At 39.1% G+C, this 23,892-nt stretch carries 15 protein-coding genes and 7 pseudogenes; 14 read left to right on the top strand and 8 right to left on the bottom strand.

The genetic code is table 11. From position 1 onward, the window contains the following. The first annotated feature begins 6 nt into the window (after positions 1–6). From NYZ99_RS21985 to rimO, 4 genes and pseudogenes are all read left to right on the top strand, one after another. On the top strand, positions 7–1,053 hold the full coding sequence (locus tag NYZ99_RS21985; protein WP_338039008.1) for an amidase family protein: 1,047 nt from the start codon (positions 7–9) through the stop codon (positions 1,051–1,053). Between the two features lie 20 nt (positions 1,054–1,073). Then, positions 1,074–1,685, top strand: coding sequence for an amidase (locus NYZ99_RS21980; RefSeq protein ID WP_338039007.1), 612 nt, complete (start codon positions 1,074–1,076; stop codon positions 1,683–1,685). Positions 1,686–1,697: 12 nt separating this feature from the next. Further along, positions 1,698–2,825, top strand: coding sequence for a DmpA family aminopeptidase (locus tag NYZ99_RS13225; protein WP_260571604.1), 1,128 nt, complete (start codon positions 1,698–1,700; stop codon positions 2,823–2,825). 137 nt (positions 2,826–2,962) lie between these two features. Beyond that, positions 2,963–4,263 (top strand): annotated as a pseudogene (gene rimO, locus NYZ99_RS13220) (30S ribosomal protein S12 methylthiotransferase RimO). A gap of 88 nt (positions 4,264–4,351) precedes the next feature. Here the strand turns inward: rimO and NYZ99_RS13215 are convergent. Further along, positions 4,352–4,546: a DUF4177 domain-containing protein gene (locus NYZ99_RS13215; protein WP_260571603.1), complete on the bottom strand. Its 195-nt coding sequence runs from the start codon at positions 4,544–4,546 to the stop codon at positions 4,352–4,354. A gap of 18 nt (positions 4,547–4,564) precedes the next feature. Then, positions 4,565–7,018, bottom strand: a pseudogene (locus NYZ99_RS13210) (M14 family metallopeptidase). Positions 7,019–7,191: 173 nt separating this feature from the next. Between NYZ99_RS13210 and bshC the strand changes: the two are divergent. The 3 genes and pseudogenes from bshC (at position 7,192) to NYZ99_RS13195 (ending at position 10,239) form a co-directional block, all read left to right on the top strand. Beyond that, a pseudogene (gene bshC / locus NYZ99_RS13205) lies at positions 7,192–8,798 on the top strand (bacillithiol biosynthesis cysteine-adding enzyme BshC). Between the two features lie 194 nt (positions 8,799–8,992). Continuing rightward, entirely contained in the window at positions 8,993–10,009 is a 1,017-nt protein-coding gene (locus tag NYZ99_RS13200) for a pyridoxal phosphate-dependent decarboxylase family protein (protein ID WP_260571602.1), read from the top strand. Continuing rightward, complete coding sequence (locus NYZ99_RS13195) at positions 9,976–10,239, top strand: hypothetical protein (RefSeq protein ID WP_338039006.1); 264 nt, start codon at positions 9,976–9,978, stop codon at positions 10,237–10,239. The genes NYZ99_RS13200 and NYZ99_RS13195 overlap by 34 nt, the downstream gene beginning before the upstream one ends. 7 nt (positions 10,240–10,246) lie before the next feature. On the opposite strand, the gene NYZ99_RS13190 is transcribed toward NYZ99_RS13195, so the two are convergent. Both NYZ99_RS13190 and NYZ99_RS13185 read right to left on the bottom strand, forming a co-directional pair. Next, positions 10,247–10,789: a pyridoxamine 5'-phosphate oxidase family protein gene (locus NYZ99_RS13190; protein WP_260571598.1), complete on the bottom strand. Its 543-nt coding sequence runs from the start codon at positions 10,787–10,789 to the stop codon at positions 10,247–10,249. Positions 10,790–11,171: 382 nt separating this feature from the next. Further along, positions 11,172–11,896, bottom strand: a pseudogene (locus NYZ99_RS13185) (SIMPL domain-containing protein). A 74-nt stretch (positions 11,897–11,970) separates the two neighbouring features. Here NYZ99_RS13185 and guaA point away from each other — a divergent pair. From guaA to NYZ99_RS13165, 4 genes and pseudogenes are all read left to right on the top strand, one after another. Further along, a pseudogene (gene guaA, locus NYZ99_RS13180) lies at positions 11,971–13,502 on the top strand (glutamine-hydrolyzing GMP synthase). Positions 13,503–13,504: 2 nt separating this feature from the next. Further along, positions 13,505–14,767, top strand: coding sequence for a LysM peptidoglycan-binding domain-containing protein (locus NYZ99_RS13175; RefSeq protein ID WP_260571596.1), 1,263 nt, complete (start codon positions 13,505–13,507; stop codon positions 14,765–14,767). Between the two features lie 5 nt (positions 14,768–14,772). Continuing rightward, positions 14,773–15,726 (top strand): type 1 periplasmic-binding domain-containing protein, encoded by a 954-nt coding sequence (locus NYZ99_RS13170; protein WP_260571595.1) that lies wholly within the window; start codon positions 14,773–14,775, stop codon positions 15,724–15,726. A 54-nt stretch (positions 15,727–15,780) separates the two neighbouring features. Continuing rightward, complete coding sequence (locus NYZ99_RS13165) at positions 15,781–16,323, top strand: DUF922 domain-containing Zn-dependent protease (protein ID WP_260571594.1); 543 nt, start codon at positions 15,781–15,783, stop codon at positions 16,321–16,323. Here the strand turns inward: NYZ99_RS13165 and NYZ99_RS13160 are convergent. Both NYZ99_RS13160 and NYZ99_RS13155 read right to left on the bottom strand, forming a co-directional pair. Further along, positions 16,320–16,595 carry a hypothetical protein gene (locus tag NYZ99_RS13160; RefSeq protein ID WP_260571593.1) on the bottom strand — a complete coding sequence of 92 codons (276 nt, stop codon included), beginning with the start codon at positions 16,593–16,595 and terminating at the stop codon, positions 16,320–16,322. The two genes, NYZ99_RS13165 and NYZ99_RS13160, sit on opposite strands and share 4 nt — an antisense overlap. Positions 16,596–16,708: 113 nt before the next feature. Continuing rightward, positions 16,709–17,578, bottom strand: a complete 870-nt coding sequence (locus NYZ99_RS13155) for a hydroxypyruvate isomerase family protein (RefSeq protein WP_260571592.1) — start codon at positions 17,576–17,578, stop codon at positions 16,709–16,711. A gap of 125 nt (positions 17,579–17,703) precedes the next feature. On the opposite strand from NYZ99_RS13155, the gene NYZ99_RS13150 reads away from it, so the two are divergent. The 3 genes and pseudogenes from NYZ99_RS13150 (at position 17,704) to yidC (ending at position 21,554) form a co-directional block, all read left to right on the top strand. Continuing rightward, positions 17,704–17,946: a DUF3820 family protein gene (locus NYZ99_RS13150; protein WP_260571590.1), complete on the top strand. Its 243-nt coding sequence runs from the start codon at positions 17,704–17,706 to the stop codon at positions 17,944–17,946. Positions 17,947–17,996: 50 nt separating this feature from the next. After that, positions 17,997–19,633, top strand: a pseudogene (locus NYZ99_RS13145) (CTP synthase). Positions 19,634–19,698: 65 nt separating this feature from the next. Beyond that, positions 19,699–21,554: pseudogene (yidC, locus tag NYZ99_RS13140) on the top strand (membrane protein insertase YidC). A 245-nt stretch (positions 21,555–21,799) separates the two neighbouring features. On the opposite strand, the gene NYZ99_RS13135 reads toward yidC, so the two are convergent. Both NYZ99_RS13135 and NYZ99_RS13130 read right to left on the bottom strand, forming a co-directional pair. Then, positions 21,800–23,143 (bottom strand): fasciclin domain-containing protein, encoded by a 1,344-nt coding sequence (locus NYZ99_RS13135; RefSeq protein ID WP_260571589.1) that lies wholly within the window; start codon positions 23,141–23,143, stop codon positions 21,800–21,802. Between the two features lie 11 nt (positions 23,144–23,154). Next, the gene (locus tag NYZ99_RS13130; protein WP_260571588.1) at positions 23,155–23,820 is read right to left on the bottom strand and encodes a fasciclin domain-containing protein; all 666 of its coding nucleotides are present in this window, start codon (positions 23,818–23,820) and stop codon (positions 23,155–23,157) included. Positions 23,821–23,892 lie beyond the last annotated feature (72 nt).

The following is a 23,892-nucleotide window of genomic DNA, read 5'->3' as shown; positions in this document are numbered from 1 at the left end:
AATGCTATGAAGAAATTAATTATACCCCTTTTAGTTGGACTTCTTTTATCCTGTAAAAACGAGTCAGCTCCAAAAAAAGATGTAGTGCTTTGGGAGCCGTATAACGATTCTTTGGAAATAGCCGCCAATGCGGACTATGAGATTTCCCGTATGAGATACAAGCTCATCCAATCCAAAGTGTTGGATAAAAATGAGGTGTTTCTACCCTTATATGATGAAGTTTCCAAAATGGATGAGGCCCAATATGAGTCCCTGAAACCTTTAATTTTAGAACAGGATATCTATACCATAAGCAATCATATCGAGGAAGGTCGGTTATCCTATGAAGCGTTGGTCTTATTTTATCTCTACCGAATTTATAAATACGAGTTGAACAATGAAACTACCTTAAATACCGTCATTGCCTTAAATAAAGAGGTTGTAGCAGAAGCTAGAGATCTGGATGAGCAAAGGAAAAAAGGAAACTTACCGGAAGTAAGACACCCTATTTTTGGAATGCCGATACTCTTAAAGGACAATATCAATACTTCAGGGATGAAGACCACTGCCGGGAGCATAGCCCTTATGGAAAATGAGGTAGATGATTCGTTTATCGTTCATCGTTTAAAGGAAAATGGAGCCCTTATCTTAGGGAAGGTAAACCTCAGTGAGTGGGCCTACTTTTTATGTAGTGGATGTCCTGTTGGCTATAGCGCGGTTGGAGGGCAGACCTTAAATCCGTACGGAAGAAGGATTTTTGAAACTGGGGGTTCCAGTTCGGGAAGCGGAACCTCGGTAGCGGCAAACTATGCAGTTGCGGCCGTAGGAACCGAAACTTCCGGTTCCATACTTTCTCCAAGTAGCCAAAATTCCGTGGTGGGGTTGAAGCCAACAATTGGTCTTTTGAGCCGATCAGGAATCGTTCCAATTTCAAGTACTTTGGATACGCCCGATCCTATGACAAAAAATGTAAACGACAATGCTATCCTATTATCGGCTATGCTGGGCTATGATGCCGAGGATTCCAAATCCGTGAAAGAAGAATTTTCTCGGGATTCTATCATCAGGTCTTAGTCCGAGAGGATATTTCCAGTATGCGCCTTGGTGCCATGGTACCCTTAATGGAAAGGGATAGTATCTATAAAGAAACGGTAGAGGCGCTGAAAGAAGCTGGAGCGCATATAGTAGAATTTTCCCCTCCCATTGATATTCATTTGGAGAATTTTATTACACTTTTGAATATAGATATGAAGCATGACCTCCCAACTTATCTAGAGATTCACTCAAACCCTAATTTAGTTAGTGTAAAATCCATTGCCGATATTGTCGATTTCAATAAATCCGACTCATTGATTAGAATCCCTTATGGACAAGCACTGTTTGAAGGGATTATAGCTGACTCAACGACCACTGGGGAGTTGGATCATATAAAATTGGATTTGGAGGAATGTGGAAGAACATTTTTTGATACTGCCATGGATGCCCATGACCTCGATGCTATATTGTCCATCAACAATTATCATGCAGGGTATGCCGCAGTGGCAAAGTATCCTGCTTTGACCATACCCATGGGCTATAAACCTAGCGGTGAGCCAATTAGCTTAACCTTTATTGGGGAGCCTTTTTCCGAAGCACATTTGTTACGAATGGGAAAGACTTTTGAAAATACATTCCCCATAAGGAAAATGCCTAAAGATTACCAATAAACAAGCTTCAATATGACACTTAGAATTGTAGTACTACTTTTTCTAATTCATAACGGAATCATGCATGCACAAAAAAGAATACGGGAGTATGGAATTGAGATTGGAGTTTTAGAAACTGGAACCTATAATGCCATCACAGATGTAGGAGGTGTTAGGGTAGGGCAAGTTTCGTTGATATACGGTGATGATATAAGAACAGGTGTAACTGCAATTCTGCCCCATTCAGGGAATATCTTCCAATCAAAGGTTCCGGCAGCGATTTACATTGGTAATGGATTTGGTAAACTGGCCGGGTATAGTCAGGTAAAGGAATTGGGAAATATTGAAACCCCAATCGTATTGACCAATACCCTGAGTGTACCAGTAGCATCTGAAGCATTGATATCCTACACCCTGAATTTGCCTGGGAATGAGGATGTAGGCTCGGTAAATTCGGTAGTGGGGGAGACCAACGATGGTTGGCTCAATGATATTAGGGGCATGCATGTACAAAAAGAGCATGTTTTTGAGGCTATTTCAAGTGCGACCTCAGGTCCCGTTAAAGAAGGAAATATAGGTGCCGGAACAGGTACCATATGTTTTGGATATAAAGGAGGTATAGGAACATCATCTAGGGTACTTCCTGAATCATTGGGTGGATACACGATTGGAGTACTGGTGCAATCGAATTTTGGAGGCGTACTTGAAATCAATGGAGTACCAGTAGGTAAGGAGTTGAATAAATATCCTTATCGGGATAAGATTCTAAACGATGCCGATGGTTCCTGTATGATTGTTATCATGACCGATGCGCCTCTCGATGTCAGGAATCTTGAGCGCTTGGCTAAAAGAGGCATTATGGGGCTTGCTAAAACGGGTGGTATCGCTTCCAACGGCAGTGGAGATTATGTTATTGCGGTTTCTACAAATGAAAACAATAGAATTCCTTACAAATCCATAAGTTCGTTGGACAGTTTTAAAATACTGAGGAATGACGAAATGTCTCCTTTATTTCTAGCTACTATAGAGGCGACAGAAGAGGCCATTTTAAACTCACTGTTCGCTGCAAAGACCCAGATTGGGAGACAAGGACATACCATAGAAGCACTTCCGCTGGATGAGGTAATTCCTTTAATGAAAAAGTACAATAGAATTCGTTAATAGTAATCTTTTTAGGAAATCCTTATCCATTAGCGGCTGGGGGTAAATTCCAAAGAAATAGTTTGTTATAAGAAGTTATTTGTATCTCAAATTGTACTTTTGCACCCCCTTACAGAATATATAAACAAGGAGAGTTCATGCGAACAAAGACGCTTAAAAAGAATAAAATCAACGTGGTTACCTTGGGTTGTAGCAAAAATGTATATGACTCCGAAGTGCTGATGGGGCAGTTACGTGCCAATGACAAGGATGTAGTTCATGAAGAGGAAGGAAACGTTGTGGTGATCAACACCTGTGGGTTTATCGCCAATGCCAAAGAGGAAAGCGTTAATACAATCTTGGAGTATGTACAAAAAAAGGAAGACGGAGTAGTGGACAAAGTCTTTGTTACAGGCTGTTTGAGCGAACGTTATAAACCGATTTACAGAAAGAAATTCCAAATGTAGACGAATATTTTGGTACCAGCGAGCTTCCCAATCTTTTAAAGGCGCTAGGTGCAGATTACAAACATGAACTTATAGGTGAAAGACTGACAACCACACCTAAAAATTATGCATACTTAAAAATTGCCGAGGGTTGTGATAGGCCCTGTTCCTTTTGTGCTATACCCTTGATGCGAGGTAAGCATAAAAGTACGCCTATTGAGGAATTGGTATTGGAGGCTGAAAAATTGGCAAGCAAAGGAGTCAAGGAATTAATTCTTATAGCCCAAGACTTGACGTATTATGGGCTAGACCTTTATAAAAAAAGAAACTTGGCCGAACTTTTGAGGGCATTGGTCAAGGTAGAAGGTATTGAGTGGATTCGTTTGCATTATGCTTTTCCAACAGGTTTTCCCATGGATGTTTTACAGGTTATGAGAGAAGAACCTAAAGTGTGCAATTATTTGGATATCCCATTACAACATATATCAGACAGTATTCTAAAGAGTATGCGCAGGGGAACCACAAAAGAGAAAACTACACAATTACTAAAGAATTTTAGGAAGGAGGTTCCCGGAATGACCATACGTACAACACTTATAGTAGGTTATCCTGGTGAGACAGAAGCCGATTTTGAGACTTTAAAGTCATGGGTAGAAGAGATGCGGTTTGAAAGGTTGGGTTGTTTTACCTATAGTCATGAGGAAAACACCCATGCCTACAATCTAGTAGATGATGTACCGGAAGAAGTTAAGCAGGAACGCGCCAATGCTATTATGGAAATTCAATCCCAAATTTCATGGGAACTGAATCAGGAAAAAATTGGGCAGACCTTTCGATGTATTATCGATCGTAAAGAAGGTAATTACTTTGTAGGAAGAACCGAGTTCGATTCTCCGGATGTGGACAATGAAGTTTTAGTGGATGCGACAAAACACTACCTAAAACAAGGTGAATTCGAAACTATCAAAATAACCGAAGCCGCCGATTTTGATTTGTATGGCGAGCCGGTGTAACACTATTAATGGCAATCAGGATATTTTAATTTCTTTCCATAGGCTGTCACCCCAAGGGCAGTCGAGAGGTTATTAGGGAGGAAATTGGCTATTTCTCGAAATATAGATAAATATATATCGCCGCACCAAAGCTGACAGCATCGGTAGAGGTCAACTTCCATCCATCCTTGGAATACTCGTCCAGTTTCTCCTGAATTTCCTTTTGGGAGGATTTCAGGATATGTTTGGTGTCCAGCGTTAGCTTACTATAGTAGATAAGCGTTTCAACCTTATATACTTTCATAATAGTATTGATTTCAGACTAATTGACCATAAAAAGAGCATTGGCAAAAAACAGTTTTCCATTTTCCCAAAACCCGCGAAATAATGGGTTGTCTATCATATAAATCACATGGCCTCTTCCCATTCTTTCCGTACCAAAAATCAAGGTCTCGGCAATCTTCTTTTTAGCCTCGCTCCCTGCAAAACCTGAAACAGGAATGTTTTGACCTTCGGACAAATAAACCGCATTGCCGCCATCCAAATAATTGTAGGCGCGATCTCCCAGTTTGAGTGTAAAGTATGGTTCTTCATATCCGTACGCCAAAGGATTTGTGGTATCAACAGTGGTCTTAAAAATAGCGCCTGTGATAGCTGACTTTATGTATTCTCTCTCAGAGGTGTCAAATGCCTGAAGGTTGGTGGTAGTATCTTTTTTTTGCTCTTTTTCCTTTATTCCAAAGCCTTTTTGCTTTGCAAGTCCATCTACCGCACCTCCCATTGCAATCAACTTACCTCCCTGCCTTACCCAGTCTTTTATTTTCTCAGCTACTTTTTCATTTAAAAAACTACCATAGCCCCACCCATCAGGTAGAATAAGAATATCATATCCTGAAAGGTCAACCCGGTTAAAATAATTCTCGTCCGAGAACGGAAATTGGATAATTCAATTGCTGTTCAAAGAAATGCCAAATTTCGCCAAACCTCAAAGTAGAAGTAGGCTCACCGGATAACACTGCTATTTTAAGTTCTTGAAGTACTTCAACATAGCGAGATCCAAAATCCTTGCCCCCATCTACAAATCCAGTATTGGCAGGGGTAAGTCTTTTGGAGAATTTTTTGGAAGCATTATCCAATATTTCAGTGAAGTTCTCTACATTCTTATTGTCGGCCCTAATAACTATAAGACTTCCCCTATCATAATTGATACCGTCAAGACTAAAAGGTTTTTGGGCATATCTTACACGAATTTTATTGTTCAAAAGTTCCGCTAAAAATTTAGCGTCTTTCATGCTGTTCCAATCTGCTAGATAGGCATAGTTATTAGGTGACGAAATACCAATATTTTCATTCGAAGTTTGGTAGGGTACTTTTTGAATATTGCTTTCCGTTGCCAAGGCGTCCAAGCCATAGGCATATGGCAATGACCAAGCGGTTATGTCATAGGTAACAGAATCGCTAAGTTTGGCGTTGGGTTCAAACAATACTTTTACTAGGGTTCCTTTGGTCTGATCCGTTGATACAATCAGACTGTTTTTAGAAGCTCTTAAAGAACCAGATTTAGAGTTGGAATAATTAAATCCCCGATAAGTATCATTGTTTCCCGAGCCATATTCAATCTCATGTTGATCTAATAATTTTGTCAAAGCTTCTAATTTATCTGCATTTCCGTTGAGGATATAATTTTGATGCCTAAAATTCTTTTGCTGGTAGAATTTCTTGAATTCCGTATTTAATCTTTCCACATTATTACTTGCCACCTCCACAGTTGAAAGTCCGGTCGTATGATGATGTGCTATACGATCCTTAAGAGTAAGCGTATCGCCAATACTGGTAATTATTCCCAACCCTGCACGTCCACTGCCTCCTTGTTCATATGTCATTCCAATACCTCCATTGTAGGTTGGGTAGGTATCTCCATAGCTTGGGTAGAGTAGGTCAAAAACCTCTTTGGTAAAATAAAACCAGCCGTTGGCATCAAAATATTTCGCATGGTTTTTACCGATGGTTTCCTGAAATTCCCTTTGGAAATCCGTAATTACTTCATGAAATGGTTCCGCAGCTGGAGCAAAATAATATGGATTGTCCACACCTTGTTCATGGAAATCCACATGCACATGGGGTAACCATTTATTATACTGCTTTAATCGTTGCTGACTTTCCACTTGGGTAAGCCAGGCCCAGTCCCTGTTCAAATCGAACATATAGTGATTACTTCTGCCACTCCACCACCCTTCATGATGTTCCTTGCTGTTAGGATTCACATTAAAAGGTGTGTTTTTATATTGATTGTACCAGTTTACATACCGGTCCCTTCCATCAGGATTGATGCAGGGATCCATAATTACCACGAGATTTTCCAAGTACTCCTTTTTAGTGGTCAACAGGTCATAAATGGTCTGCATAGAAGCTTCCGTGCTTACACTTTCGTTCCCGTGAACATTGTAGCTCAGCCAAACAATGGCTTTGGAGGGAGAGCTTTGACCCTGTATATTGTTTAGGTGTTCTGTTCTAATTTCCTCCAAATTGGCCATGTTGGATTCTGTGGAAATATAAGCCGTGAAATAGAGGTCTTCTTTCGTTGGTTTCCCCGTATTGTTCCAATTTCATCCTATTAGGTTCTTGCTGTGCCAAGTATTGATAATAGTCTACTACTTGGTGATGTCTCGGTAAACTGTGTGCCCAATTCATATCCCAAAAATTCTGAGGGTGATTTCAGCTGTGCGATTACCACGAAGGGAAGAACAAATAATAGAGTAGGTAAAAATTTTTTCATTTAATTTAAATAAGGTGTCCAAAAGACTCAAATCTACCAAATTATTGATAAATTTTATCACGTAAAATGGGGTTTTCGACGAATATATAATCAATTTCATCTGGGCTAATTAACGTATTTTTAGGAACTGAAAGTTAGGAGTGTTTTATATTTACGGAGATTAACATTTTTATATGGATATTGATTGTTTGCCTTTTCGAAAAACAGGGTACTTTTCTGATTTGATCTGTGATTACATAGAGGAAAAAGAAGCACTTGAAACCCTATACAATCGATTTCCCAAACTGGAAAATTTTGAAGCACAAATAAAGGAGAAAAAGGAAAGTTTTTCCATGGCCAATAGACACACTTTGGTCAAGTCTTTAAAAAACCAATATGAAGGTCTCGGACGTATCCGATGTCACTGCTGAAAACATTCAGGCCCTTGATTCTAAAGATACTTTTACCGTAACTACGGGGCACCAACTAAATTTATTTACTGGATCCCTATATTTTTTGTACAAAATTGTATCTACTATAAACTTGGCCAAAGTTTTAAAGGAGAAATATAGCAATTGCAGTTTTGTTCCAGTCTATTGGATGGCTACGGAAGACCATGATTTTGAGGAAATTAACTACTTCAGTTTTAAGGGAAAAAAGATACAATGGAATAAAAATGCATCAGGAGCAGTTGGTCATCTTTCCACGGATGGATTGGACGAAGTGTTCGGGATTTTTTCCAATACCATTGGAGGCAGTAAAAACGCCACCTACTTAAAGAAGCTTTTCACCGAAGCATACCTGACACATAACAATTTGACAAAGGCAACCCGATTTTTGGCCAACGAACTTTTCAAAGACGAAGGACTGGTTATTGTTGATGGGGACGACCGAAGCTTAAAAGAACTTCTAGTTCCCTATGTTCAAAAGGACATTTTCGATCAAGTTTCTTTTCAATCCGTATCGAATAAAATTGAGGAAATACAGCAACTAAATTCTGATTATGGTATCCAAGTAAATCCAAGGGAAATCAACTACTTCTATCTAAAGGATGGTGTCAGGGAACGAATTGTGGAAAGGGATGGTCATTACTTTGTAAACGACACCCAAATATCATTTACAAAACAGGAATTGCTAGAGGAATTGAAGCAGTATCCTGAGCGATTTTCACCAAATGTAGTGGCAAGGCCCCTATATCAGGAAGTAATTTTGCCTAATCTATGCTATATAGGTGGAGGAGGGGAATTGGCATATTGGTTACAGTTAAAATCTTCTTTCGACGCCATGAAGGTTACATTCCCAATCTTGTTACTGCGTAATTCGGTTTTGATAATTACCGAAAAGCAGAATGAAAAGTTGGAGAAGCTAAACATTAGTCTTGAGGATATTTTTTTGAAACAACATAGCTTGATCAATAAAAAGATACGAGAGGTTTCTAATATTGATATTGATTTTTCACCGCAAAAAAAGTTTTTGGAAGACCAGTTTAAGGGACTGTACGAACTTGCCCAACAAACGGACAAGTCTTTTCTAGGAGCGGTTGAGGCCCAAGAGGTAAAACAAAAGAAAGGTCTCGGAAAATCTTGAAAAAAGACTGCTAAAAGCACAAAAAAGAAAATTGGAAGACCACGTGGTTCGGTTGACCGAAATTCAAAACCAGTTATTTCCTGGCCACTCATTACAGGAACGGCAGTTAAATTTTTCTGAACTATATATTGAATATGGGGGAGAATTGATTCCTATGCTGTTGAAACATTTGAATCCTTTGGATTTAAAATTTATGGTGATTACAATCGATTGATTAGTATCTCCTAAAAGAATCGGAAACTAAGGCCCCGAAAATAAATACGGGAAATTCAAAAATCGTAATAATGCACGATATTGATATTGACATGGTCGAGATGACCTTGGACGTGGTCAAGTTTGCCATAAATAGAATTACACAGACCAATCCAGGAGTTAGGTAAGCCAAAATCCGAGGCCGAACTTCGGAAATTGGTTGGTGAAACGGTAACTGATTCTCGAATTGGAGGCGAGAAGGCCTTTGAGCTATTTCGTCAGGTATTGGTAAAGGCAACGGTTCCTATTGATCATCCACGGCATTTGGCTTTTGTGCCTGCCGCTCCCACTAGGGCGGCTATACTGTTTGATTTGGTGACTTCGGCATCCAGTATCCATGGGGCCTATTGGATGGAGGGTGCTGGAGGCATATTCTGCGAAAATGAGGCCATGAAATGGTTGGTTTCCTTGACTGGCATGCCTGAACCTGCATTTGGTGTGTTTACTAGTGGAGGAACTGCCGCAAATTTATCGGCTATAGTAACGGCAAGGGAAAAATGGAGAAGAGATCCCAAAAACATAAATCAAAAAGGATTGTTAATTACATCTATTGGGGCACACTCATCCATTAAGGCCATGGCAAAAGTGATAGATGCCGATGTATTATTAGTTGAGTCGGAAGACGCAATGACTCAACAGGCATTGGGCAGGTTCTACGGAAATCTTTCAACAACTGAACAAGAAAGGGTCTTTGCCATAGTGGGGACCGGGGGGACAACGAATGCGGGTATTATTGATGATCTTGATGGGATAGCGGATTTCTGCATTACCCATAAAATTTGGTTTCATGTGGATGCGGCCTATGGCGGGGGTGCGTTGGCTTCAAAAACCGTTAGGCATCTTTTCAAAGGGATAGAAAAGGCTGATAGTGTTACCATAGATCCACACAAATGGTTGTTTTCCCCTTACGATTGTGGTGCGGTTATTTACAAAAATCCTGAGGAGGCAAAAGAAGCACATGCCCAAGAAGGAAGTTATTTGGAAATATTCAAGGATGAAGGGGCCTTTGGGTTCAACCCTTCAGACTATCAAATTCAATTGACCGAAGGCTTAGGGGTCTTCCATTATGGTTTTCTTTGGCGACACACGGGACTGAAAAATATGAATGGGCCGTGGAACAGGGGATACAACTGGCCCAAATGGCTGGGGAGCTCATTGAGAAAAACCCATTGACGGAACTGGTAAGGGAACCAAGTCTATCCTGCGTGCTATTTCGTAGGATTGGTTGGTCTGCGGAGGATTATAGGAATTGGACCTATAAAAACCATGAATCCGGTTTTGCGCTGGTTACCCCTACAAAATGGAAATCTCCCAATGGCCATGAAACGGTATCCAGATTTTGCTTTATTAATCCCGATACGACAAAAAATGATATTGAGGAAATTTTAAAAAGTATGGAATAAAGCAAAATTAAGGCACTAAGAATTCACCTTTCCAGTTATCTTCCTTTGCATATGCCACTCTAATGTGGTGAGGCCTTTTTAACTTCAAGTATTCAATTCTAAAAGGTTCTATCTCAATCATACAGAAGAAATGGTCACCAGTCAAATATTCCAAATTATCCGGATTTTTTAAAGTGCTTCCCGGAGCGTTATCAGTTGTATAATCCTTCTTGTTACTTTCGGGAATATCCCTCCACATGGTCTGAAGTTTGTGCTCATCGGTTACTATGGAAGCAAGCCCTTCAATTTTTACTTGTAAAAGTTTTTCAGGATGATAGAAAAGAAGACTAACGTTAGGGTTCTCAGTTATATGAATCACCTTCTTCGAACGCTTGTCAGTATAAAAACTAAGATATCCATTTTCATATACATGCCTAAGGACTATAGTCCGCAATCTTGGTAACTTATCAATTCCTACGGTTCCAAATGTGCCAAACCTAAAAGGATGTCTTTTCTCTGTAGTACCCCTTTTAAGCTCTTCTTGAAGTTCGTTCCAAAAAATATCCATCATTTTATTTATAAAAATACAAAAACAAGGTAGGGTATTTTATGAGTTGGTTGTTATATATACAAATTGCTATGAAAAAGAACATTTAGTTGATGAATCATTTTTAGGTTGGTTTTTGATTTTAATTAGTAAGCTCGGGGTGGTTCCCGAGCTTTTCTTTTTTAACCGTAAGGTTTGGAATTTTTTTCGACTAAATAAAGAGGAATGCAAAGTGCTATGAAAAAGAAATTTTTCAGAAGTGTATTCCAGTTAGGTTGGTTGAAAAAGCCCGGCATTCGCCGGGCTTTTGTTTTATCGTGTGTTATAATTAAATGTATTTGTAGGAATTAGGTTAATTTATTTTAAACCAGTATATTGCGCATATTTATATTAAGTGTAAGTTAAATCAATTCACTTTGTAGTCCAATCGCATGGTTATGGAAGCGGTCTTGTTTTTTGAGTCCGTGTTATAGGCTCCTCCCCATGAATAATCCTCTCCGGAATTTTGACCTGTAATTTGAAAAACACCCATTTTGGCCGATACTAAATCACCGAGATTACTCCCGAATTTTCGGCGATTTTTTCTGCTCTCAATCTTGCATCTTCAGTAGCCTTAGATATCATTTCGATTTTTAAATCTGCCAACTTGGTGTAATAATATCGAGGTGGATAGGAATTAAATTGAACCCCCTTATTTAATAACTCCGTTATCTCTCTTGAAACATTTTCTACCAAACCTACATTTTGGGATTCAATTTTAACAGTTTGGGTAAGTTGATAACCTCTGAAAATACTTCCAACGTAATTTCCGTTCTCATACTTATTGTCTCTTTGTTCCATTGTTTGAACACTGTTGAAGATAATCTGTTCATCATTGATACCCTTAGAGGTAAGATACTCTTTTACTATTCCCTTATCATTGTTCAATTGGTCAAAGGCCGATTTTAAATCTGTATTGGTGGTAGAAAATTGACCTTCCCAAACAATAAGGTCCGAGGTGAAGTTTTCATTGCCCAAACCGGTAACTGAAATTATCTGTGGAGGATTCGCACGTTTTACATAGGCATTCCCCAAGAAAAAGGCTGCAATCACTATGGCAGCTCCAAAAATAATTGCCGAAATATGTTTCAAAACAAATGTTTTTAAATTATGATAAATATACCAAAAGATAGTTTTCAAAAAACTTCAAATTGCTATTTTTGCCCATGCAAAATAATGTTCTGATTCTCGATTTTGGTTCCCAATACACACAACTCATCGCCGGAAGGGTTAGGGAGTTAAATATTTTCTGTGAAATAAAACCTTACAATAAGTTACCAGGTGATTTATCCGAATACAAGGCTGTAATTCTTTCGGGTTCGCCTCATTCGGTAAGGGCTGGGGATGCTCCGCACCCGGACCTTAGCAATATAAAAGGAAAAAAACCTCTTACGGGAGTTTGTTATGGTGCCCAGTATTTAGCCCATTTTAATGGGGGTAATGTTGAAAAATCAAATACCCGGGAGTATGGGAGGGCCAAGTTGGCCAAACTATATGAAGAAGACCCATTTTTAAATGATATTGAGGTGGGCAGCCAAGTTTGGATGAGCCATGCCGATACGATTAAAAATCTTCCCGATAACTCAATTTTATTGGCCAGCACATACGATGTTGAAAATGCTGCGTTTAAGTTTATAGGGGAGGATACTTATGGCATACAATTCCACCCGTAGTGTATCATTCAACGGATGGAAAACAAATCTTGGAAAATTTTTTAGTACATATTGCTAAAGTAGAACAAACATGGACACCGAGATGCGTTTGTGGAGACGACCGTGGCCGAACTAAAGGCAAAAATTGGTGATGAGAAAGTCATTCGGGACTTTCCGGAGGTGTGGATTCATCAGTAGCGGCGGTACTCTTAAATAAAGCCATAGGCGATAATCTGCATTGTATTTTTGTAAATAACGGTTTGCTCAGAAAAAACGAATTTGATGATGTGCTGCATCAGTACAAGGATATGGGGCTAAACGTAAAAGGAGTGGATGCTTCGGCACGTTTTTTGGATGCACTGGAGGGGGAAAGTGACCCTGAAAAGAAGCGAAAGACCATTGGTAGGGTTTTTATAGAAGTTTTTGATGACGAGGCACATAAGGTTGAAAATGCAAAGTGGTTGGCTCAAGGAACCATTTATCCGGATGTCATTGAATCGGTTTCCGCAACAGGTGGGCCTTCGGCAACTATAAAAAGTCATCATAATGTTGGGGGGTTACCGGACTTTATGAAGCTGAAAGTGGTGGAGCCTTTGAAAATGCTTTTTAAGGATGAGGTTAGAAGGGTTGGTAAAAGTATGGGATTGGAACCAAATCTTTTAGGAAGGCATCCTTTCCCCGGATCTGGTCCGGCCATTCGTATTTTAGGAGACATCACGAGGGAAAAAGTAGCCATTTTACAGGAGGTGGATCATATTTTTATTCAAGGATTAAAAGATTGGGGACTATATGACCAGGTTTGGCAGGCCGGAGCAATGCTTTTGCCCGTAAATAGTGTAGGGGTCATGGGAGATGAACGCACTTATGAAAAGTGCGTTGCCCTAAGAGCGGTTGAAAGTACTGACGGTATGACCGCAGATTGGGTAAATTTACCCTATGAGTTTTTGCAAAAAACCTCGAATGATATTATAAATAAAGTGCCTGGCGTAAATAGGGTAGTGTATGATATAAGCTCTAAACCGCCGGCGACCATAGAATGGGAATAAATATGAAACGATTTGTCAAGGTTTTTCTAACGGTTTGCTTTAGTATGTTTTTGGGTTGTAAGGCCTTAGGACAAAAATTTACGACCCATTCAGTAAAGCAGAATGAGACGTTGTATAGCATTGCCAAAAAATATGGTGTCTCCCAAGAGGACATTCTTAAATATAACAAAGAACTTAAAAAAGGAGAATCCTTGAGTATCAACACCATATTGGTGATTCCTAGTGCTAATGGAAATGTGATAAAGGATAATGAAAGTAGAAAAGAAAATAACAATCAAGTAGATGGGGAGGTAGCGGAATTGGTCAATAGGATAATGAACGACTCCGTTGTTAAACGGGAACCAATTGGCTTTGTAGAACATAAAGTGAAAAAGAGAGAAACCCTATATGGCATTTCAAAACAATATGGAGTTACCGAAGAAGAGATAAAGAAGTTTAACAAAGAGCTTTACTCTTCTCAACTTGATCGGAAAATGGTCATTAGAATCCCTAAATATAAGCCCCAAGAGGAAATTCAGGGTGCAATCGACATTGATGCTTTTGAAAAATATATAGTTGCGCCTAAAGAGACGCGCTGGAGTATTGCCAATAAATATGGTATTACCATTGATAGTATGTTGGTGTTGAACCCTTCACTTTCCAAAACCACAAATTATTTGCAGGAAGGGTATGAATTGTTACTCCCAAAAAGAGCTGGTTCAACCGTGGAAAATCAGGAGACCGAATTGTATACCTCTTATACGGTTCCGGCTAAAATGAATTTTTATAGGCTTGAAAGGGAATTTGGAGTTAAGTCCGATGAGGTGGTACGATTGAACCCGGAGATTACCGAGCGGGGCGGGCTAAAGGAAGGTATGGTAATACGTCTGCCCGAGAGGAAATTGGATCCTGGAGAAATTAATACGGACAACTATATTTTTTATGAGGTAAAACCCAAGCAAAACGAGTTTCGATTAACACGTAAGTTTGGTATGGGCTGGGAAGAATTGATTAAGCTTAACCCTGAACTTAAGGATGGGCTAAAAGCAGGTATGGTCCTTAAATTGCCCAAAAATCAAGTGGGTGATTTTGAAGTAAGGAACTCCTTGGTGTTGGACAAAATCAATTTAATGGACAGCATTAATGTGGAAAATAAACCCAAGATTATGTTTCTTCTGCCCTTTAGGTTGGATAAATTAGACCTTAATGATGCTGAAACAGTTGAATGGACCATAGAAAATAGAAACAGTCTAAAATATAGCCTTGGTTTGTATTCGGAGCTTTAGTGGCTTTGGACTCCATAAAATCCTTGGGGGTTTCAGTAGATGTCAAAACATTTGATAATCGTTTGGACCTTCAAAGAACCAAGGAAATCCTGCAAAGGGAAAATTTAGGATCTTTCAACGCTATTTTTGGGCCCTTGGATGTATTGTCCCTAAAAGAGGCATCTACACAAGCAGCAAGCTATAATTTGCCTGTTATAGCACCTGTACCGGCAAAGAGCGATATAAGTTTAGGAAACGTATTTTTCTCATACACACCCGAAGAAACCTTGCGGGAACACGTGCTAAAATATGTTTTGGAAAAACGCGAGGAACAAAATATTATCATTATTGCCGATGCAAAAAATGGAGCTGTTAAGGATTCTATCTTAAGCCAATTCCCTTTCGCTAAAATACTTGCAGTCAAGGAGGAAGAAGAGAATATTGGTATCAATAGAGATAAATTGGAACTTCAGCTGTCAGAGGATACCGAGAACTGGGTTTTTGTAGAATCCGATAATTTCAAATTAATTTCCAGTGTAGTGTCCATTTTGAATTCTTTTCATAACTCCGTTTTGGATATAGAGGATCCAAAAGCCGAAAAGATTCAAGTTAGAATGTTTACCACGGACAAGAATAACGCCTTTGATAACGACGTTATTTCTAGTACCCACCTATCCAACCTCAGGTTTACGTATCCGTCGGTTTACAGGGAGGCTCCCTCAGACTCCTTCGAAAGAAGGTACAAGGCAAGATTTGGAGATGTACCGGATAGGTTTGCCGTGAGAGGTTTTGATGTAACATTCGATCTACTACTTAAATTGGCCTATAGGAACGATTTATTGGATGTTTCCAAGTTTATAGGGGAAACGCAATACAGTGGAAGTAAGTTTGACTATGAGAAGGACATTTCTTCAGGATATTTCAATAAGGCCTCGTATATCATGGGCTATGATAATATGTATATAAAGCAATTGGAATAGCATATTCATGGTAGGTAAATAACATTTTTTACCTCATTAAACCCTCGGATACTATTGGGAATTTCAAAGTACATAGTTGGTCTTTCATTATTGCTATCCATTTATAGTACCAATATAAAGGCACAGGAAGAAATTCCATGGTCTCCCAATTTTAGATTGAAATGGAAGGATTTCAAAGGAGAAGTTCCTCACATGGCTAGGGCTGCGGCTACCACTGCAAGTGGGATAAGTTATAGTTTTTCTTCGCGACGTGAAAATGGGGATATGAAAGTGGATTATAAGGTTGAAGCGTTTTTTTATCCTACCAAGTCATGGTATAGACCAGCCTTATGCAACGAAGTAACTTTATTACACGAGCAATTGCATTTTGATATTTCCGAAATTTTCGCCCGAAAAATGGATGAGGAAATGTCCAAAACAAAATTCACGGATAATATCAAACAAGAGGTTAGGGTATTATACCAGCGTATTTTAAAAGAATTGGATGATTTTCAAAGGGGATATGATATTGAAACGGATTTTTCCAGGAATATTGAAAAACAAAAACTTTGGCAAAAGCATATAGATAGGTTGCTAGAAGCTGACAAAAGTTCTTAGTTTCCTGTACATGCTGATCTCAGTTCGGCAAATGACTGTTTGGTACTTTCAGATAAATACACGGAGCAAGAATCTTCTATGTCGTTAATATCGGCCAGTATAGCCGAACAGCTTCTATCTGGATTGGCCTCGTTGGTATCCTCAAATTCTTGCACGAGATTGGCACAAGTCAATGCTTGGGTTGTTTCATCAAATGCATCTTTTACCTGTTTTACACAACTATTACAAATAAGCAATGAAACCGTTGCCAAGCACAAATAAGCTTTTTTCATATTTTGAGAAATGGGTAGATTGTACAGTGAATTTCCTTTGTCAATGAGGTAAGAACGAAAAAAAGGCCCTTTTCTTGTGAAAAGGGCCTATCAATGTGCTGATAATAAATATTCTAAACGTCGCAGATGGTAACTCCTTGTTTTAAGGCGGCGATTTTATCTTCCCAACTGGGCACAAATTCCTGAGCCACATGACCGGTGTATCCGGTCTCCGGAATAGCCTTCATGACTGCCGGATAAAAAATTTCTTGGGTCTCATCTATCTCGTGTCTTCCTGGATTCCCTCCAGTATGGTAATGACCGTAATATTGATGATAGTCTTGAATGTTTCTAATAATATCACCTTCCATAATTTGCATATGGTAAATATCATAAAGCAATTTAAAATTGTCCGAACCAATGGTCTCACAAAGGGATACACCCCATTCGCTCGTGTCACACATATAATCCTTATGGTTTACCTTACTATTCAAGAGCTCCATTTGAATAACCACGCCATATTCTTCGGCCATGGGAATAATTTCCTTTAGGGCCTTGGCACAGTTTCTTAGCCCTACCATGTCGTTCATGCCATTTCTGTTACCGCTAAAGCAAATAAGATTGGTGTAACCACCTTCGGCCACCAATGGGATTACCCTTTTGTAATCTTCGATAAGTTCCTTATGGTACTGTGGGTCGTTCCACCCTTTTTCTATACCTAGACCGGCACCCCAGCACATGGAGGCATGGATGTTATATTTTTTTAATAATGGAAATTGTTCAGCGTCCACTAGGTCAATCGCTCTAATGTCCAGTTTGTTAAGCTCCTGCAAAAACTCCTCAAAAGGAATAGATCCATAGCACCAGTAACATGCACTATGGTTAATATTGTGCTTCAATTTGAAAGGTTTCTCTGTAATGTTGGTTCCAACATTGGATTTGGCAGATGCCATAAAACCTACCGAAGCAGCGGCCGATGTACCTATAAAATCTCGTCTTTTCATTTGTTGTATTTTAAGCTCTTTTCAATGTCCATTAAAACCTTGTATTAAAACTAAGATCTTTTAGGGACCATTTTATGTTTACTAGTAAAGTTGATTTCCTAAAGATAATTTTTTTAGATTTAAAAATGGAATTAAAACCGGATAACCAAGATTTAATTGAATTGGCTCATTACCGAATGCCCTATGGAAAATATAAAGGTCGCTATTTGGTAGATTTGCCCGAAGCTTATTTGGTGTGGTTCCATCAAAAAGGATTTCCTGATGGAAAATTGGGTGAATTATTGCGATCTATGCTAGAAATCAAAACAAATAGTTTGGAATCCCTAATTCGGGGAATTCAAAAACATTTTCCAAGGGAAAGTCTATAAGTTATATTCTCAATTTGTACCTTTGTGTCCCGTAACATAGAAATCGAAAAATGGCACAAACCAAATACATCTTCGTTACGGGAGGCGTTACTTCATCACTCGGAAAGGGTATAATTGCCGCATCTTTGGCAAAGTTATTACAGTCTAGAGGATACAAAACCACCATTCAAAAATTAGACCCCTACATCAATGTAGATCCCGGTACACTCAACCCCTACGAACATGGCGAATGTTATGTTACGGATGATGGTGCGGAAACCGATTTAGATTTGGGCCATTATGAACGCTTTTTGAATGTTAGAACGTCTCAGGCAAATAATGTTACCACGGGGAGGATCTATCAAAGTGTAATTGATAAAGAGCGAAGAGGGGAATTCTTAGGGAAGACCGTTCAAGTAGTGCCACATATTACCAATGAAATCAAGGAACGGGTTCAAGTACTGGGAAATAGTGGTGAATACGACATCGTCATTACTGAAATAGGTGGAACGGTTGGGGATATAGAGTCCTTGCCTTACATAGAAGCGGTTCGTCAATTGCTTTGGGAGTTAGGTGACAACAATGCCATCGTTATCCATTTGACCTTGGTTCCTTATTTATCGGCTGCAGGGGAGTTAAAAACAAAACCAACCCAGCATTCAGTAAAGACCTTGATGGAAAGCGGTATAAAGGCTGATATATTGGTCTGCAGAACGGAGCACAAAATTTCCGATGACATTAAAGATAAATTGGCCCTTTTCTGTAATGTAAAAAGGGAGGCGGTAATTCAAAGTATTGATGCTTCTACAATTTATGATGTTCCCATATTAATGCAGGAAGAGGGATTGGATACCGTTACCCTTCAAAAATTAGCGCTACCCAACACCAATGAACCTGACTTGAGCAATTGGAAGGAATTCCTGGAAAGACATAAAAATCCAAAGAATGAGGTAACTATTGGTTTAATAGGTAAGTACGTAGAACTTCAGGATTCCTATAAATCTATTTTAGAAGCGTTTATACATGCAGGGGCCAAGAACGAGGTAAAAGTAAATGTTAGGTCCGTTCATTCCGAATATATTACAGCTAACAATCTTGAAAGTAAGCTAAAAGGGTTGGATGGTATATTGGTTGCTCCAGGTTTTGGGGAGCGAGGCATCGAAGGAAAAATAAAAGCTGTAAACTACGCTAGAACAAATGGAATTCCTTTTTTAGGAATATGTCTAGGTATGCAAATGGCAGTTATTGAATATGCGAGAAACGTATTGGGACTTAAAGAAGCGAGTTCAACTGAAATGAATCCTAGTACAGTAGATCCTGTCATCAGTCTAATGGAAGAGCAAAAGTCAATCACAAATAAGGGAGGTACCATGAGACTAGGGGCATGGGATTGCGAACTAAAGGATGAAAGTTTGGTCCAAGAAGTTTATGATGGTGCTACCGAAATTTCCGAAAGACATCGCCATAGATATGAATTCAATAACACTTATAAGGCAGATTTGGAAGCTGCGGGATTGATAGCATCAGGAATCAATTCTAAAACCAATTTGGTGGAAATTGTTGAATTGAAAGATCATCCTTGGTTCATTGGAGTCCAATATCACCCGAATATAAAAGTACGGTGGCAAACCCGCACCCCTTGTTTGTAGGTTTTGTAAAGGCCGCTTTAGTACACAAAAAGTCACAAACTAATGCCAGTATGGCATAAACTACGTAAATGGGCATATATTTGCTCACTGTAAACCAAACTAGTACCATACTTATTATAATTAAATGGAAGAGAAGAAATTAGATGTAAAGTCTATTATCGGTTTTGTCTTGATTTTTGGCATTTTGATTTTCATGTTCTATCAAAACAAGCCTACTCCCGAAGAACTTGAGGCCCAAAAGGCTAAGCAGGAACAAATTGATGCTGCAGCTGCACAAGAACAATCAACTGAAGATATTGTTGTGGACGATACACCTTCCGTTGATTTAAACGACTCTACCGCAGTTGCCGGATATAAAAATCAAATAGGTGCATTTGGATTTACAACCCCAAAAGAGGGAACCACCGTTTTGGAGAACGATGTTCTTTATTTGGAAATAAGCAACAAGGGAGGTCATGTTGTGGAAGCTAAAATGAAGAATTTTGTTACCTATGATTCAGTTCCGGTTTATTTGGTGAAGGACGGTAATTCTGCATATTCTATTGATTTTTCCACTTCTGATAACCGTGTCTTAAATACAAAAGATCTTTATTTTGAACCTTCTTTAACAAAATCCGGGGAGAATCAGGTACTTTCTATGAAAGCCAAAACTTCCAATAATCAATTTTTGGAATATCGATATGAAATGAAACCCAATGAATATTTGGTGGATTTTACAGTGCGGATCCAAGGATTGGATAGGGTATTAAACAGTAGTAAGCCAGTAACCTTCGATTGGAAGATGAAGGGCATAAGACACTCCAAGAGTATTGAATACGAAAACAGATATACCCGCTTGACGTATCATCATGAAGATGGAAAACTTAGTAAACTATCAGCTGGTGGTGATGATGACGAAACCGAGGAGGACATTAAATGGATATCTTACAGGCAGCACTTTTTCAGTTCGATTTTAGGCGCCGACGAGCCCTTCCAATCTGGAGAGTTAAAATCCCAAGATCTGGTGAAGGAAGAAAGTAGGACCTTTGGGTTTACTAAAAATTATGGGTCTGTTTTACCTTTGGAGGTAAAAGGGGGCGAAATTACCAAGAACATGTATTTGTATTATGGCCCTACAGATTTAGAGGTACTTTCCCAATATGAGGATTTGGATTTGGTGGATTCCATACCATTTGGTTGGGGAATTTTTGGATGGATAAATAGATACGTATTTACCCCGTTCTACTCATTGTTAAGTACGTACTTTCCATATGGTATTGCCATCATCATTATGACAATTTTGGTAAGACTGGCTATGTCTCCGGTGACCTATAAGTCCTACTTGTCACAGGCGAAAATGAAAGTTCTAAAACCAGTAAATTGCGGAATTGAACGAAAAGTACAAGGACAATGCCATGAAAAAGCAACAGGAAACCATGAAATTGTATGGTAAGGCCGGCGTAAGCCCTATGAGTGGATGTGTACCCGCATTCTTGCAAATGCCTATTTTCTATGCATTGTTTATGTTTTTCCCAACATCCTTTGCGTTGCGACAAAAATCATTTTTATGGGCGGATGATTTGTCTTCCTTTGATACTATATACCAGTTTCCTGAAGGCTTTTCCATTCCGTTTTATGGAGACCACGTGAGCCTTTTTCCCTATTTTGGCTTCGGTGGCGATTTTCTTTTATATGATGATGACTACGGGACAGAATATGCCAACACAACCTGGCATGCCCAACATGAAATTCATTATGTACTTAATGCCATTTATGATGTTGTTTTTCTTTAATAACTATGCGAGTGGTTTAAGTTTGTATTACTTTGTTTCAAATTTGATAACCATTGGAATTATGCTTGTTATCAAGAATTTCATCCTGGATAATGACAAGATTCATGCACAAATACAGGAGAACAAAAAGAAACCAAAAAAGGAAAATAAGTTTCAGCGAAAGATGAGAGAAATGATGGAACAGGCCGAAGCTCAAAAAAAGAAATAAACCTTTTGAAACAATACAAAATGAAAAGCCTCTACAATTTTAGTAGAGGCTTTTGCCATTGATTAAGGTTTGGTTTGGTAAGTTTTGGGGATGTAAATTTGTTAATTGTACTTCGATTAAAAAAAAGTTAGTTGTAAAGGGTTCTAACTTGTATGCTAAACGTAGATTAAATGATGTTTGTTAAAATTCAATAGAAAAACCTCCCCATGTGGGAGGAGGTTTTTATAACTTGGGTTTCCAATAATTTAATGTAGTGCATCAATAATTTCCTGCGGTAAAAGTACTTTGTCTATTATATGAACAATACCGTTACTAGTCATCACATCCGGTGTGGTCACATTGGCATCTACATGGGATTTGTCCCTAATCTGGACGCCGTGACTTAAAATGGCGAAAAGGGATTCTCCTTGTACAGTTGCGATTTCCTGATGATCCGATAAGTCGGTGGAAGCAACGGCTGCTCCGGATACAACATGATATGTAAGTAATTTGGCCAATAGGGTCTTTTCCTCTTCCGTATCGAAGTCGGATAGACTATTGTAGTTAGGTCCCAAGTCGTTCAAGAAGTTGGTAAAGGCTTCGTTTGTTGGCGCGAATACCGTAAAAGGGCCTTCACCACTTAAGGTAGTAACCAAACCGGCGTCAGACTGTATCAATGCAGATACCGGAGCACTCAAGCTTTCGGTAGCTTGGGCGGCTTCAACAATATTTGGAGTAGGCGGAGTCAAGGCATCTAAAGCTGCTTGTGGCAATAAGACTTTATCAATTACGTGAACTACTCCATTGGAAGCTTCCACATCGGGAATCACTACAGTAGCGTTTTCATCAGTTGCATCCGATATATGAACGGTCCCGTCCTTTATGATTACAGTTACATTCTCACCTTGAAAAGTCTCGATTTCCTGACCATCTGAAAGATTTGTGGAGAACGCGGCTGTTCCTGCAACTACGTGATAAGTTAGAATAGTGACTAAAAGGTCTTTTTCCTCCTCCGTATCAAAATCGGATAGACTGTTATAGTCATCACCTAAGGTATCTAACAATGCGGCAAAGGCGGTATTTGTAGGGGCAAAAACCGTGAAAGGACCATTACCGTTCAAGGTTTCCACCAAACCTGCATCCGCTTGAATCAAGGCATCAACCAATAAGCTTAAATCATCTGTGTCCACTGCGGTTTCCACTATGGTCTTCATTTGTAGCTGTGTTACAAAATCAATGGCACTTTGAGGTAATAAAACTTTATCTATGGTATGTGCAACACCATTGGAAGCCATGATGTCAACTCCTGTAATATTTGCATCAGTACTAGAGGCATCCCCTATTACAAATATATCTCCGGAGGATATAATTTCGATACTATTATTTGGCAGTGCGGTTGGTACTTCTCCAGCCGATAAATCGGTAGATTTTACCTCCGACGTTATTACATGAAATAATAAGATATCTTTTAATAGGGACATTTCTTCCATAGTGTCGAAGTCATCCAAACTATTATAATCATCCCCAAGTAAATCCAATAGGGCCACAAATGCATCATCTGTAGGTGCAAAAACTGTAAAGGGCCCATCAGAATTTAATGTAGCTACCAAATCTGCTTTAATTACCGCAGCTTCCGAATGGAAAGCGCTTCTGTATCTACCACGATATCAACCAGGGTGCCACTTTCATTTTCCATTTCACCAGAATTTAATGCGTCAATAATCTCCTGCGGCAATAAAACTTTGTCTATTACATGCACAATGCCGTTACTTGCCATAACGTCCGGAATAATTACTTCGGCATTCGTATCTGTAGCATCATCTAAAAATACGCCCCCATCCAAACTTATGGTCACATCCTCCCCTTGAACGGTTGATACGGTCATACCATCAGTTAAATCCGTAGAAGCGGCCGCAGTTCCTGCCACCACGTGATAGGTCAGAATTTTTGCAAGAATGGCTCGTTCTTCATCCGTATCAAAATCTTCTAGTGAATCAAATCCATCTAATTGCGCCAAAAGTGATATGAAAGCATCGTTTGTTGGGGCAAATACGGTAAAAGGATCGTCGGAATTTAATGTACCAACTAGGTCGGTTGCTTCGGAAATATCCGCTGTGGTCAAGGCAGCAACCAACGAGGTCAGTGCTTCTTCATCCTGGGCAATGTCCACGATGGTTGAGGAATCCATCACCATGGGTTCTTCATTTTCCTCCTCACTACAGGAAATAGTAAAAGCCAAAACCGGAAGCAGTAGCAAAGGTTTAAAATAGGTAGTCATTGTTTTCATAGTATTTTTTGTTTAAGTAATTTTAAATGAAGTTAAACAAAATCAATGTTCTTGATTTAAGGCTTTGTTAAA

It is taken from the genome of Maribacter litopenaei, from assembly GCF_025244665.1.
In the GTDB taxonomy this organism is placed as follows: domain Bacteria; phylum Bacteroidota; class Bacteroidia; order Flavobacteriales; family Flavobacteriaceae; genus Maribacter; species Maribacter litopenaei.
Note: the sequence above shows the minus strand (reverse complement) of the source record. Positions and strands in the feature narration are given on the sequence as shown.

Coding starts and splice junctions, on each gene's coding strand:
- NYZ99_RS13160 (WP_260571593.1), bottom strand. CDS start 16,595: ATGAAAAAAGCTTATTTGTGCTTGGCAACGGTTTCATTGCTTATTTGT.
- NYZ99_RS21980 (WP_338039007.1), top strand. CDS start 1,074: ATGCGCCTTGGTGCCATGGTACCCTTAATGGAAAGGGATAGTATCTAT.
- NYZ99_RS13225 (WP_260571604.1), top strand. CDS start 1,698: ATGACACTTAGAATTGTAGTACTACTTTTTCTAATTCATAACGGAATC.
- NYZ99_RS13215 (WP_260571603.1), bottom strand. CDS start 4,546: ATGAAAGTATATAAGGTTGAAACGCTTATCTACTATAGTAAGCTAACG.
- NYZ99_RS21985 (WP_338039008.1), top strand. CDS start 7: ATGAAGAAATTAATTATACCCCTTTTAGTTGGACTTCTTTTATCCTGT.
- NYZ99_RS13195 (WP_338039006.1), top strand. CDS start 9,976: ATGGCTGGGGAGCTCATTGAGAAAAACCCATTGACGGAACTGGTAAGG.
- NYZ99_RS13190 (WP_260571598.1), bottom strand. CDS start 10,789: ATGATGGATATTTTTTGGAACGAACTTCAAGAAGAGCTTAAAAGGGGT.
- NYZ99_RS13150 (WP_260571590.1), top strand. CDS start 17,704: ATGGAATTAAAACCGGATAACCAAGATTTAATTGAATTGGCTCATTAC.
- NYZ99_RS13175 (WP_260571596.1), top strand. CDS start 13,505: ATGAAACGATTTGTCAAGGTTTTTCTAACGGTTTGCTTTAGTATGTTT.
- NYZ99_RS13155 (WP_260571592.1), bottom strand. CDS start 17,578: ATGAAAAGACGAGATTTTATAGGTACATCGGCCGCTGCTTCGGTAGGT.
- NYZ99_RS13130 (WP_260571588.1), bottom strand. CDS start 23,820: ATGAAAACAATGACTACCTATTTTAAACCTTTGCTACTGCTTCCGGTT.